Source organism: Lactimicrobium massiliense (genome assembly GCF_900343155.1).
Lineage (GTDB): Bacteria > Bacillota_I > Bacilli_A > Erysipelotrichales > Erysipelotrichaceae > Bulleidia > Bulleidia massiliensis.
On sequence record NZ_OUNG01000004.1, the window covers coordinates 208,135 to 221,042 of the forward strand.

The window sequence follows — 12,908 nt, forward strand, 5'->3', positions numbered from 1 at the left end:
GGTGATGAGCCTGCTGCCGTTTTCACATAAGCCAATATATATATATATATATATATTTCACTTACCATTTGTACATATCAAGAAGAATCTTAACTAACATGTCCGTCCGATCTTTAATCTTATCAACAGTCCATTTGTCTTCGTTTACAACAGACTGATTCAGGAATAAACCATTTCTGTAACCAATATATTTTGTTTTGTCTTTTGACTTCCTATCCCTTTTTTGCTCAAATGGCATATTAGACAGATTCTGGTTATATCCTGTGATAGTCAGATTTCCAAGTGTATGGACATAGTCGAGCAAATACTGCTTTGCCAATTCTTTATCTCCATCGGCAATCATATCTACCCATGCCTGCGGAATATTATCTCCTTCCGGGAAGATATGTTCTATTGTCCATACATACTTATTGCTATTATCTCTTGACCACAAGTCAGAATATATTTCTTTTGTTTGATGCTGCGCTTCAATGCTGCATAGCAGAAATCTTGTTGCTTCCGGATTTTCATCATAAATGGAGCCACGCAACTTACTTTCAAACAAGTCATCAGGCGCAGATACAGACTTCAGCTTATTCTGTATTATGTTCACAACTTCTTTGCCCTGAGAAGACTTGCTGTCTGCAATCGTATCAATGAAAAGCTGTGTCAATTTACGGGTGTTCGGCACATCTGTTACATTACGTCTTACAAAGAAAGTAATTAAAACGTGAATAATCTCATTGATATTATCATCAGATAATCCCATCTCTTTCTGATTGGAAATTATATACAGCAACAAAATATATGATGGAGCTCCGGAAATCCTTTCAAGGTCCTGAAGGGCTGGACTATATAGCTTTGTTTCATCAGCATTATTTGTAATAAGTGAGTATACCTTGGATTTATCCAATAGGTCATTTAACAGCCTTTTATAGTCACTTTTTATCATCTTCTCATAAATATCAAGAAGCGTTGTCCTAGTAGCCAGGTATCCTAAATAATATTTTTTATCAGAGCTCTCGTATGGCTTGTTCAATTCTTCTCTGAATGCATTGTAATATTGGCGGAAAAACCTTTCTTCAACAGCATAATCATCCTGCCCTACATTATTCAGAATCTGTTTCCAAATTTCATAGCTATTGTCTGCATCATCTTCATTGGCCGCCTGAGAAATCAATGTGTTTTTAATCAGATCAAGTGCCGAAAGCGGTACACCACGATGATTTAAGGATTCAAAGAGCATGTATGCATCCTGATTAGTATCGACTTCAATTTTCACTAGGACTGCATGTTCAAATCTCCGAACGATACCGAAAAGGATACCTACTTCACTCGCACTAGGCTTTTCTTCCTTAATTTCATTTACTTCTTCATCAATGAGCTTTCCAAAATGACGGTATGCTTTTGCAATTTTTCTCAATCCAAAATAGTTAGGCTTAGCAACCTGGGCGCTTATTATTTGTTTATTGGAAAGCAGATAGGAGAAATCCTCCTCGTTTGAATTCTGTTTTTGCAGGATAAGCCTTTGTAAATATTCTGTTGTCTTTTTACCATCCGAAGAATACATCTGCTTCTTAATGGCCAATTCACTTTTCAGATTTACAAGATCAGTAAGCTCATCAAAGTCCATCTGGTCCTTAAGATGATAAAGTTTTTCATAAAGTGCAGTTAGCAAAAGAATAATTGTAGTAAACCGTTGCTGACCATCTATAAGTTCGAGTTCATTTGGTTTTGAGCCATCATCCACACATATGTATGAGCCAAGGAAATAACCAAGATCATTATCTGTAACATCATTGAAGATAGCGTCCCATTCTCCTGTTCCCCAGGTGTATTCCCTTTGGTACTTTGGAATTCTAAAAACCGTTGAATCATTAATGGAAAATATCTCCGCAACTGTTGGATGCGCTACAGTCTTAATCATTTGGTATTTCCTCCTTTCTCAGTATCTACCATCTTTTGATACATCTTCATCAACTCGGCAACGCAGTCTGCTTCTGAGGTATCTTTAACAGAAAAGCCGTATGCATTCATAACTGCACGATCGTTATTTTGATGTGCCTTTACTAATTCAGGATACAAGTACATCTGTTTTCCGTACATATCAGCCAGTGTTTTATCAGGATAAAGTTTTCTAGCATCAAGAATTCCCTTAGCTGTTTTTGAAATTAATTCAGTCATCTCTTGTGTTTGTGGTGGCATCGGAAAATTATAGTAAACAGATGGAGCATATCTATAATCAGCCTTCAATCTACCGCAAACAGTTCTCATCCATGCATTATGAACATTTGATGATAAAATACCAAATTCATAAAGTGTTGCATGATCCACAAGAACAACCGCATCACTTGAAATAATATTTGGAGACATAAACCCCATTGGGATATATCTTCTTTCACCAGAAGAATGCCTTGGAATCAAAATATAGTCTGTTGTTGGATGCCGATTTTGCGTAAAAAGCCAAGGTGTATCAGCAATGTCATTAAGTTAGGGCTTGATGATTGAAACGCTTTGTATTTTGTAAGAATACAAGGCGTTTTTTTTGATGGCCAAAAGGGGCCGTATTTTTTTGGATGATTTTCTAAAAAACACTTGACAGCCAAAAATCAGCCTTTTTTACACAATCCGAAGGAAATTGTAGGAGGAAAAATTCACTATGATTTCCATTGATTCTGTTAAGTGCGTAGATGACATTTTAGCCAAGGCCATTGATATGGTCGAGCAAAATATAAGCTGCTATTGTACGCAGCCAGGTGTTGACTTCACTCGGATACGTGCACTGCCCGCTGGTATTCTGATTCGCTTCCTTATCCAGAAACAGGCCAAGGCATTAAACCAGGAACTCTCTGATTTCTTTGTTTCCAAAGTCCCGCCGTCTGCTTCAGCTTTCTGCCAGCAGCGTTCAAAGCTCGATCCCGAAGCTCTTGAAAGAGTAATGCACTTAATGACTGAAAACATTCCTGGAACCAGATTCTTCAAAGGCTATCGTGTATTCGCTTGTGATGGATCAGATGTACGTATCCCTTATAACCCTGATGATCCAGAGACATTTCTGAAGAATGATGAGAACAGCCAGGGCTATAATCAGCTTCATCTCAATGCTCTGTATGACGTTCTGAATCGCGTATATACAGACGCTATGATAGATACGAAACAGAAGTCTCATGAGAAAGGCGCTCTGCTTGATATGCTTAAAGCCCATGATCTGCCAGCCAAAACGATTATTACTGCTGACCGCGGCTACGAAAGCTATGAGCTGCTTGCCTATATGCTTGAAAACAGCATTCACTTCGCCATTCGTATAAAGGATATATTCAGCAGCGGGATCTTATCTGCCATTGATCTGCCAGATGAAGAATTCGATCGAGATATCACTCGTATATTGACAAGAAGCCAGACGAAAGAGATCAAGCAAAACAAGCAGAAATACGTATTCCTGCCATCAAACGTAAATTTCAGTTATCTGGATTTTGATCATCCGTTCTACAATATGACTTTCCGTGTCATCCGTTTCAAAATCACGGATGGTACTTATGAGTGCCTGGTTACGAATCTGCCCAAAGATGAATTTTCCATCACTGAGCTTAAGGAACTTTACCATATGCGCTGGGAGATTGAAGGTGCATTCCGCCACTTGAAATACGATACAAACATGGTTTACTTCAATTCAGTCAAGCAGAAAAACGCAAGACAGGAAATCTATGCCGCTCTCATCATGTACAACTACACCCAGCTTCTGATCAATGCTGTGCCGGTAGAAAAGGATGGCAGAAAATGGACGTATCAGATTGCTTTTAAACCTGCCGTTACGAATGCGCGATTATTCCTGAAGAAGCTTATTACGACAAAAGCATTCATAGACAGAATAAAAAACTTCCTGAGTCCCGTACGACCAGGAAGAAAGTTCAAGCGCAATATAAAGTCACAACCAGCAAGACTGTCACTCTATAGAGCTGCCTAAGCAACTTCATTATACGAGGTCAGCCTTTGGATTCAATGATAAAGTGACAGATTGCTCAAAAGATGTTTTCGTCATGCCTTCTTTTTGAGAACCTCTGGATTGTCCTCTAAGAGCTGATCAAAAAAGAAGCTGAGTCCTGAAGAATAACATTATTATTCTTCATCCAGCTTCTTAACTTAACGGGTCAAATGCAAACGGCGGTACGTTGGACCCAGTGAACCGGAAATTTTGGACCCGGTCTTCCGGATCTATCGGTACCGCCTTTTTTTTGTGGCGAAGAAGCGTAAACTTCGAAGCGTCTCTTTTCTGACTAAGATGAAGCTGTACGGAAAGCAACGTGCAGCTTTTTCGTACGTCAAAGGAGGTGCTTTAAGCATGGAAAAGTCAAAGTACATTGACATCGCACGGTATCTATCTTCGGGATCATTCTCACAGCGGGATATTGCGGGAATGACCCACACATCAAAAAACAAGGTATCCATCATCAAGGAGGTGATGGAAAAGAACAAATGGATACCGGAAGATCTTGATCAGTTTGATTCGAGTCAGCTTGATAAGATCTTCAGAAGAAGTGACATTCCTCAATCGGATGGACCAAAGCAGGTTCTCTATGTTGAGCCAGACTATGACCAGCTTTGTAAGGAGCTTCTCAAGCCTGGTGTCACTAAGAAACTCTTGTTTGATGAATATGCAGAGTCATGTGAAAGAGCCAATCTGCCCCATTTGCAGAAAACCCAGTTCCAGCTTCATCTTGAAGAACATTTGACCAAGAAATCTTATTCTGAGGTAATCAGGCATGAGCCTGGAAGAGAAATCGAAGTTGACTGGACCGGAGATCCAGCATACTGGAAAGATCCGTACACGGGAGAAATTCAGAAAGCGTGGCTGTTCGCTGCAATTCTGCCATTCAGCGGCTATGCATACGCTGAAGTCTTCCCGGATATGAAGCTGCCAAACTGGATTAAAGCAAATGTGCATATGCTGGAATACTTTCATGGCAGTCCGCATGTCATCATCTGTGACAACCTCAAGACTGGTGTTATCAGGCATCCAAAGAACGGTGATGTTATCTATCAGGCTGATTATGAAGCGTTTGCCAACTATTACGGCATCATTCTTGAAGCTGCCAAGGTGCGGGCGCCACGATATAAAGCGCATGTAGAGAATGTCGTTGGCAAGTTTGAATCCGCCATCCTTGGTCGGCTGCGCAACATCCAGTGCTTCTCAATTGAGGAATACAACAAGTATGTTCGTAAGGAACTGGATGAATTCAATGCAAAGCCGTTTCAGAAGAAGGAAGGCAGCAGACTCAGCCTGTACACCGACTACGAAAAGGATCGGCTCTCTCCATTACCATCAATTCAATACGAATATTTCACCAGGAAAAAAGCAAAGATATATCCAAATATCTGTTTCCAATACAACAAGAATTTTTACTCTGTTCCGTATCAGCACATTGGTGAAGAAGTTTGGCTCAGGATCTTCAGTGACCGTATTGAATGCTGGACTATGAAAGGTGATTTTATCTGCACGCACAAGATTAAGGCTGGTATTGGCAAGTATGACATCTGGGACGAACACCGCCCGCCAAACAGTGCAAGCTTCGGCAAGTGGAACAGTAACAGATTCCTGAAATGGGCAAAGGAGATCGGTCCATACACTTATGAAGTCGTTGACCGCTTCTTCAGAAACGGCGGTGCAGAGCAGCGTTATTACAATACCGTACTTTCAATACTAAAACTGACAGACACATATCCTCGGCCAAGAGTAGAACATGCCTGTCAGATAGCACTGGACCATTACAAAAGACCAGTCTACAAGAATATTAAAGCGATTCTTTATGCCGGACAAGATATGGCTGTAATACAGCCTGATACAGGTGAAGTTGAATCAGATGGCACCCAGGAAAAGTCATTTGTCAGAGGAGCAGAGTATTATGCCAAGAAGAACAAGAAGAAATGAAATCACGCCGAAAACCGTCAGTAAAGAAATAAGGCAGCTTGGCATGAAAGAAATGGCTGATCTCTTTGACGCAATGGCAGAAAGCGGTGAACTGGCTGATCAATCGGCACTGCAGGTAGTTGACCAGCTCATCAGTTGTCAGCTGATTGGGAACGGCAATCGCACAGCAGACCGTTATAAGAAAGCAGCTAAACTGTTTTTCCCATCTGCAGATTTTAACAACCTTCTCTATCTGCCTCAGAGACATTTGAATATTCCTCTGATCGATCAGCTGAAAACGTGTGAATTCATAGACAGTGAGCTGAACATCATGATTCAATCGGCAACAGGAGGCGGAAATTATGCAAAGCAATTGATAATGTAAAGTAAATGCCGCAATCATCGGTGCTGATGCGGATAACTGCGGCAATTACTTTACATTATTTTCGTTTCCTTCTTTACCGGGCATACTTCTTCTATGGGAGTACCCATAGAAAGGAGTTCTCAAAATGGAGAACAGATTGACAATTGAACAGTGCATATTTCAAATACTTGAGATCATGCGGCAGCGTAATTTCAGCAACGGAACTATCAACATCTATACTCATCATTACAATCAATTTAAGAAGTATTGCAGCAAACATAACTTCATTTATTTCAGTGATCAGATCAGCTTGGAATTTTTAGCTGAGCACTATGGAATCTTTCTTCAATCGCTTGAAGTAAGTTCGTCCTATAACAGTTCAAAGCTTTGCCATCTGCGTGCGCAAAAAATGCTAAGTGTATACAGCTCCAGCCAGGTATTTGTTACGAGGTTTTCAAGATATCATTCCGAAATCACCGATGACTATTGGAAACCAATTTATCAAGGATTCCTACAGGAACAGATAGACCATGGCATTCGAAAATCTACCATAAGGCACCGGGAACTAACAATTCGACTCATTATTGAATACTTTTGCGCGCACAGCATTCATGACTGCAATTTAATCACTCAGGAAATTGTTGAGAAGATCCTTGCATTATTTATTGATGAAGCACCAAAGTCTGTGACAGCGCGTTGTGGAGAAATGAGTTTTTTCTTTCGTTACTGTTTCAGCAACGGATATTCATCTGAGGATAAAAGCAGGTTCGTAAGGAAAGTCGCCGCACCTCATAGAGCAAATCTGCCTATCAGCTGGAAGCTGGAAGATGTCAAAAAAATACTCGGCTCTGTTGACCGAGATAGTCCTGTTGGAAAAAGAGACTATGCAATTCTGATGCTTGCCTGCAAATACGGGCTGCGATCGGTAGATATCCGGAATCTGGAATTAGAGAATATCAATTGGGAAGCCAAAGAGATCATCATAAAACAACAAAAGACAAGCAATACCATTCATCTTCCGCTGTTGACTGACATTGGCTGGGCTCTTATTGATTATATTCGGCATAGCAGACCAGTCACAACAGATAATGCAGTTTTTATTACTGCCAACGCCCCGTATAAGCGTTTGTCAGAATCCTCCGGGCTGAACACGATTTTCAGGAAATATCTGGCCCTATCTGGTGTTCCAATTCCGCGGGAAGGCTTCTGCGGAATGCATACTTTGCGGCATACTCTTGGCAGAGTTCTGCTTGAAAAGCAGGTTCCGCTGCCGCAGATCAGTCAGATTCTCGGACATACGAGTGTGAAATCCACCAGCATATACTTACAGATTGATATGAACGGTTTAAAAGCATGCATGATCAATCCGAACGAGGTGTCTGAATCATGAAGTTCGAATACAAAAGTGTCTTCGGCCCTTTCATGGAAGACTTGATTCAGGAAAAGCGAAAACTCGGCTACAAATACGAGACTGCAGAGCGCAGATATCATGAAATGGATGGATTCTTTTTCAGAGCTGGCATAAAGGATCCGGCTTTAACGAAAGAAGTTGTAAACCTTTATGTCACAAAAAGGCCAAATGAAACAAAGCAAACACGCAATAATCGGGTCGGTGCCATTCGGGAATTAGCCAGTTATATGTCCAGAACAGGAAACGAAGCATATATTTGTCCGCCTCTGCCTGCAGGAAGCTACGCCAGAGAATATGTCCCGCACATTTTTACTGACCAAGAGCTTGCGTCTATATTTCAAGCTGCGGATAAAGAAGGGATCGAAAATGAGTGCAATCAGCGGTATGCCGTTATTTTCCGAGTTCTCTACAGCACAGGTATGCGTGTAAACGAATTGATGCATTTAAAATTCAAAGACATTAATTTTGAAGACGGCACCTTCTTTATCAGGCAGGCCAAGAACAATAAAGATCGGATGATACCTGTTCACCGGGTAACTTTAGATTATCTGCAGAATTATCAGAGAAAATATCGTTCAGGCATTTCAGAGGAAGAATATATCTTCACTAATAATAAAGGAAAAAGTCTTAGCGATGCGTCTGTATACCACCATTTCCGAAGATGCCTATGGAAAGCAGGAATACACCATGGCGGCAGAAGTAAAGGTCCAAGAATTCATGATTTTCGTCACACTTACTGTGTTCATTGTCTCCGCAACTGGGTCAAAGAAGGACAGGATATCAATGCGTTAATGCCATATCTTTGTGCTTACATGGGGCATTCAGATACACGGTGCACGGAATATTATCTGCGCCTGACAGCAGAACTGTATCCGGAGATAGTTGCAAAGTGTGAAAGATACTTTGAAGGCACCAAAAATGAAGAATAAAGACTTTGATTACTACGTCACCAGTTTCTTTACAAAGTATCTGACGGGAGAAAGGAATCTAAGCACTAATACGATCAGTTCCTACAGGGATACCTTCAAGCTGCTGTTGATTTTCTTTCGAGATGAGATGAATCTTCCGCCAGAAAAAGTAACTCTGTCCGAACTGACAAGGAACAATATTCTGCATTTTCTTGACTGGCTGGAAGCAAGCAGAGGAATCAAGAAATCATCACGGAACATCAGATTATCAGCAATTCATTCCTTTATCAGATATGTGCAGGTAGAAGATATTGATCATTTTGAAGAATATCAGAAAATCCTTGCCATCAAGAATAAGAAGAGTACGTCAAGGGTTATCCCGTATCTAACAGTAGAAGAGGTAAAGGCAATTCTCGCTGCGCCTGATACAGAGACTGCAAGAGGTCGCAGAGATAAAGTTTTATTGACCGTAATGTATGACACTGGTGCAAGGGTTAGCGAGATCTGCAGTTTGAAAGTTGATGATATCCGCTTGAATAGTCCGGAAACTGTCAGAATAACAGGCAAAGGGAATAAGACTCGCTTTGTGCCTATCATGGGAAATACAGCCGGAATTCTCCGGAAGTATATCGAAGAAAACAATCTGAATACTCTGAAATATTCAACAAAGGAATACCTCTTCTCAAATAATCAGAGTCATCAGCTTACTCGTGCAGGAGTAGCATATATTCTGAAAAAGTATGCAGCAATGGCAGAAGATAAATCCGGAGTTGCCTTCAGCATTCAGACACATCCTCATATTCTCCGGCATTCCAAGGCAGTTCACATGCTTGAAGCTGGTGTTCCATTGATATATATTCGTGATTTTCTTGGACACGCCAGTGTAACAACTACTGAGATATATGCAAGAGTTTCCCAGCAAAGCAAAAGAAAAGCTCTAGAAAACGCATATGAGGAAATCACACCTGAAGACACAAATGATTGGAATGATGATGCCGATTTAATGCGATGGCTTCAAAATCTCACAAAGAAATAATGTAAAGTAATTGCCGCAGTTATCCGCATCAGCACCGATGATTGCGGCATTTACTTTACATTATCAATTGCTTTGCATAATTTCCATAATGTAAAGCTTTACATTATGGAAAGACGTTCCTTGCCTGTGCTTATGGCAACGAAGCATGTGAGCATGGGTATACAGTCAGATACTTCATCATGCCTGACCTTATGAGCACCTACCACAATCAGGAAAGCAAAGGTAAAGGAGAGAAATTCCTCAGGAAGCTGGTTAATACGAACCTGGTGATCATTGACGACTTTATGCTTACCAGGATAACCAGTGAAGATGCGGATTTCCTGTACCGACTGATCTCATCGAAACCCAGATCCAGTATTCATCGTTCTTTCCTGATCTGCTCACAGCTAATGCCTGAAGAAATGTATAACCGGCTTTCACAGGCAGGAGGCGCAATCGCAGATACGATCATGAACCGTCTGACTGCCAAGGCATACACAATAACACTCGAAGGTGACAGCATGAGAAATATCGATATAGCTGCCGCCCTTGCACAGCAGCAAGCTTCACGAAGTAATACACAGTAATCAAATGATCCCCTGTCCAATACCGACAAGGGATCACCCTTTTATGGCGGTACCATGACAACCGGTTCAGTGAGTCCATCAATTTCCGCACTGCCGGTACCATCTCATGCCGGATCTATGCGTCCAAAGTCCCGGCGTCTGCAGGTCAAAATCTCAATATCACTTTCATGAGCTTATCTTAATGACATTGGGTGTATCAGCTGTCTTTTGAATTCTATCAACTGGGCTAGCCTTACGATATTCACGAATATAGTCCAATCTTGCAGTCAACTCTGGAATATTTGCATAATCTGATATTTTCTTTCCAACAAACCAGAAACAGAACCGCGAATAAGTTACATCGTTCAAAAACTCTCTGCTACCAATGAATGGATGAATTACGTCTTCTAATATAGGATATTTTTCTATAAATTCCTGCCGTTCTTCTGTAGAAAGCATCAATCTACCATTATCAGCTGGAGGGCTTCCCTGTACAACCTTTGCTAAGCCTTTGTTAATCGATTTACTACGATTTTTAATAAAAACATCTGGCCCATCATTTAGGTATCCGTTGATATGCTTAACTTTCCGGCATTCATTATCAACAAACAGGAGTTTTTCTTTCCGATCTTTTCTAGAAAAACCAATTATTACACACATCACGGCTGCTTGTTCTTTGGCTTCACTCGTCCACTTAAACGTTTGGTATGCAAAGTTGATTTTTATCCCGCCTGTTAACAATGGCTCCCAAAGCAGATTAACAGATTCTCCCTGACAGATAGAATTAGAAGATACAAATGCAACCTCTGTATCAGATCCATCAATAAAATCTGCGGCCTTTTTAAACCACCCGGCAACATAGTCAAGCTTTCCCCAACTCTTCGAAGGTGCAAACACGTTCTGAAGATCGGCTGCTTGTTGTTTTGAACGCATTGCCTGACCAACAAAAGGTGGATTTCCCATAATATATGAGACTTTGCCATTTGCTACGGTCTGTCTCCAATCAAGTCTTAATGCATTCCCTTCTGTAATATTCACATATGTTTTCAACGGCAAGAAATCTTGATTGAAGCCATAAAGAATATTCTTTGTTTCATCAAGCATCTGGCTTTCTGCAATCCATAAAGCTGTCTTTGCAACTGTTGCCGCAAAATCATTTATTTCGATGCCATAGAACTGCTGGATAGATACCTGAATCGGATTATCAAATTCATCAGAAACCATAGCCATCTGCCCATGCGCCAATTCTCTAATCACCTGGTTTTCTAAACGGCGGAGGCTCAAATAAGATTCTGTAAGGAAATTTCCACTTCCACAGGCTGGATCCAAGAATGTCAGTGAAGATAGCTTTTTCTGGAAAGTCTTTAACTTAGCCTTCTTGCTTCTCGGAACAGAAATATTTTTAATTTCTTCAAATTCAGATTTAAGGTCATCAAGAAATAGTGGATCAATCACCTTATGAATATTCTCTATTGAAGTGTAATGCATACCCCCGGAGCGCCTGGTTTCCGGATTTAAAGTACTTTCAAAAACAGCTCCAAAGATAGTCGGACTAATATCTCGCCAGTTAAAATCTTCAGATGCATGGACTAAGATCAGATTTCTGATCTCATCGTTAAACTGTGGCACCTCAATTGATTCATCAGAAAAAAGTCCACCATTCACATATGGGAATGCCTTTAGATCATCCTCCAGGTAATCATCTCTATCTTCTTCCTTCTGATCTAGTACATGGAACAAATCTAGCAGCGCCCGTCTACTATCCCTTACAGAGAATTGTTCCATATAATCATGAAACTGTTCCCGTTCAAAGATACCCGCATCCTCAGCATAAAACAGGAATACGAGACGCACACATAATGCATTCAGACTGCGGAGTTTATGTTCTCGCTTTGCTTTATCCTCAGCACTTTCGTCCTTTGGAGTGGTTTCTGGAATTCCATATTGCTTAAGAAAGGCATCATAGATTTTGCCTACAATGTCACCCGCTTTGATGGATACCTCCATCTCATGAGAAAGCTGCTTAACATCCTTTTTCACAAGAAAATCGAGCAACGGATATTTATTCTGCAGATCAATGACAGAAATCTTCTGTGGAGTAGGCACAATTTCATTCATGTCATAAATCCAGAGCTCTTTAAAATTGCATGTAATAATCCAGCGGGCTTTTTCCTCATACGGAAGGTTATCGTTATATCTTTTCCCTTGCTCATATGGCGTAAGCCTTTCTCCACCTGACTGTGATTCTTTTTCATCAAGTGGATGCGTGTCACCTTTCTGCTCGATCAGAACCTTAACAGATGGAATATATCCATCTATTCGGCGAGAATGTACTTTTCCATCCCCTTCTGGAAGTTTAACGGATTTTTCAAAATCAATGTAGTCAGTAACCTTATCTACACCAAGAACATCGTGAAGAAGTTCCAACCAGAATTTATGGCTGTCCTTCATCTCATCTCCGCCATTTTTCCATTTATTTACAAATTGTCTAGCGGCTTCCCGCTGCTCTGCATCCGTCATCCATAGTCTCCTTATTTTTCATGGAATTTGAATCTGGCACCGACTCCATGATCTGATTTATATTGCAATCCAGGGCTTCGCATATCCTTAATAAGACATCTGTAGTAATATTTTCACCCTTACCAAGTTTCGCCATTGAGGCTGTGCTAATTCCGCTTTTTTCACGAAGCTGTCTCTTATTCATGCCCTTATCAATTAGTATTTTCCACAAAGGATTATAACTAATACGCATATGTCACC

Annotated in this window: 10 protein-coding genes and 1 pseudogene; 7 read left to right on the forward strand and 4 right to left on the reverse strand. The window is 40.7% G+C overall.

Features of this window, described 5'->3' with window-relative positions; all coding sequences use genetic code 11:
• Window positions 1-61: 61 nt before the first annotated feature.
• Both DHU66_RS08955 and DHU66_RS08960 read right to left on the reverse strand, forming a co-directional pair.
• Window positions 62-1,906, reverse strand: coding sequence for a DUF262 domain-containing protein (locus tag DHU66_RS08955; RefSeq protein ID WP_108775609.1), 1,845 nt, complete (start codon window positions 1,904-1,906; stop codon window positions 62-64).
• Window positions 1,903-2,460, reverse strand: coding sequence for a type IIL restriction-modification enzyme MmeI (locus DHU66_RS08960; protein ID WP_342587733.1), 558 nt, complete (start codon window positions 2,458-2,460; stop codon window positions 1,903-1,905). Before DHU66_RS08960 ends, DHU66_RS08955 begins: the two co-directional genes overlap by 4 nt.
• A gap of 178 nt (window positions 2,461-2,638) precedes the next feature.
• Between DHU66_RS08960 and DHU66_RS08965 the strand changes: the two genes are divergently transcribed.
• The 7 genes and pseudogenes from DHU66_RS08965 to DHU66_RS08995 form a co-directional block, all read left to right on the forward strand.
• The gene (locus DHU66_RS08965) at window positions 2,639-3,943 is read left to right on the forward strand and encodes an IS4 family transposase (RefSeq protein ID WP_108775611.1); all 1,305 of its coding nucleotides are present in this window, start codon (window positions 2,639-2,641) and stop codon (window positions 3,941-3,943) included.
• A gap of 375 nt (window positions 3,944-4,318) precedes the next feature.
• Window positions 4,319-5,905, forward strand: coding sequence for an IS21 family transposase (istA, locus tag DHU66_RS08970; RefSeq protein ID WP_167836256.1), 1,587 nt, complete (start codon window positions 4,319-4,321; stop codon window positions 5,903-5,905).
• Window positions 5,880-6,269: an ATP-binding protein gene (locus DHU66_RS08975; RefSeq protein ID WP_108775612.1), complete on the forward strand. Its 390-nt coding sequence runs from the start codon at window positions 5,880-5,882 to the stop codon at window positions 6,267-6,269. Before istA ends, DHU66_RS08975 begins: the two co-directional genes overlap by 26 nt.
• A 124-nt stretch (window positions 6,270-6,393) precedes the next feature.
• Window positions 6,394-7,638 carry a site-specific integrase gene (locus DHU66_RS08980; protein ID WP_108775613.1) on the forward strand — a complete coding sequence of 415 codons (1,245 nt, stop codon included), beginning with the start codon at window positions 6,394-6,396 and terminating at the stop codon, window positions 7,636-7,638.
• Window positions 7,635-8,588 carry a tyrosine-type recombinase/integrase gene (locus DHU66_RS08985; RefSeq protein WP_108775614.1) on the forward strand — a complete coding sequence of 318 codons (954 nt, stop codon included), beginning with the start codon at window positions 7,635-7,637 and terminating at the stop codon, window positions 8,586-8,588. Before DHU66_RS08980 ends, DHU66_RS08985 begins: the two co-directional genes overlap by 4 nt.
• Complete coding sequence (locus tag DHU66_RS08990; protein WP_108775615.1) at window positions 8,578-9,603, forward strand: tyrosine-type recombinase/integrase; 1,026 nt, start codon at window positions 8,578-8,580, stop codon at window positions 9,601-9,603. Before DHU66_RS08985 ends, DHU66_RS08990 begins: the two co-directional genes overlap by 11 nt.
• A gap of 119 nt (window positions 9,604-9,722) precedes the next feature.
• Window positions 9,723-10,169, forward strand: a pseudogene (locus tag DHU66_RS08995) (ATP-binding protein); the annotation flags it as partial.
• Between the two features lie 165 nt (window positions 10,170-10,334).
• Here DHU66_RS08995 and DHU66_RS09000 read toward each other — a convergent pair.
• Entirely contained in the window at window positions 10,335-12,668 is a 2,334-nt protein-coding gene (locus DHU66_RS09000) for a DNA methyltransferase (RefSeq protein ID WP_108775617.1), read from the reverse strand.
• Window positions 12,637-12,900 carry a helix-turn-helix domain-containing protein gene (locus DHU66_RS09005; protein ID WP_108775618.1) on the reverse strand — a complete coding sequence of 88 codons (264 nt, stop codon included), beginning with the start codon at window positions 12,898-12,900 and terminating at the stop codon, window positions 12,637-12,639. Before DHU66_RS09005 ends, DHU66_RS09000 begins: the two co-directional genes overlap by 32 nt.
• Between the last annotated feature and the right edge of the window lie 8 nt (window positions 12,901-12,908).

What these genes read in the sequence shown, in the direction of transcription:
- DHU66_RS08965 (WP_108775611.1), top strand. Translation starts at nt 2,639, where the DNA reads ATGATTTCCATTGATTCTGTTAAGTGCGTAGATGACATTTTAGCCAAG.
- DHU66_RS08985 (WP_108775614.1), top strand. Translation starts at nt 7,635, where the DNA reads ATGAAGTTCGAATACAAAAGTGTCTTCGGCCCTTTCATGGAAGACTTG.
- DHU66_RS09000 (WP_108775617.1), bottom strand. Translation starts at nt 12,668, where the DNA reads ATGACGGATGCAGAGCAGCGGGAAGCCGCTAGACAATTTGTAAATAAA.
- DHU66_RS08990 (WP_108775615.1), top strand. Translation starts at nt 8,578, where the DNA reads ATGAAGAATAAAGACTTTGATTACTACGTCACCAGTTTCTTTACAAAG.
- DHU66_RS08975 (WP_108775612.1), top strand. Translation starts at nt 5,880, where the DNA reads ATGCCAAGAAGAACAAGAAGAAATGAAATCACGCCGAAAACCGTCAGT.
- DHU66_RS08955 (WP_108775609.1), bottom strand. Translation starts at nt 1,906, where the DNA reads ATGATTAAGACTGTAGCGCATCCAACAGTTGCGGAGATATTTTCCATT.
- DHU66_RS09005 (WP_108775618.1), bottom strand. Translation starts at nt 12,900, where the DNA reads ATGCGTATTAGTTATAATCCTTTGTGGAAAATACTAATTGATAAGGGC.
- istA (WP_167836256.1), top strand. Translation starts at nt 4,319, where the DNA reads ATGGAAAAGTCAAAGTACATTGACATCGCACGGTATCTATCTTCGGGA.
- DHU66_RS08980 (WP_108775613.1), top strand. Translation starts at nt 6,394, where the DNA reads ATGGAGAACAGATTGACAATTGAACAGTGCATATTTCAAATACTTGAG.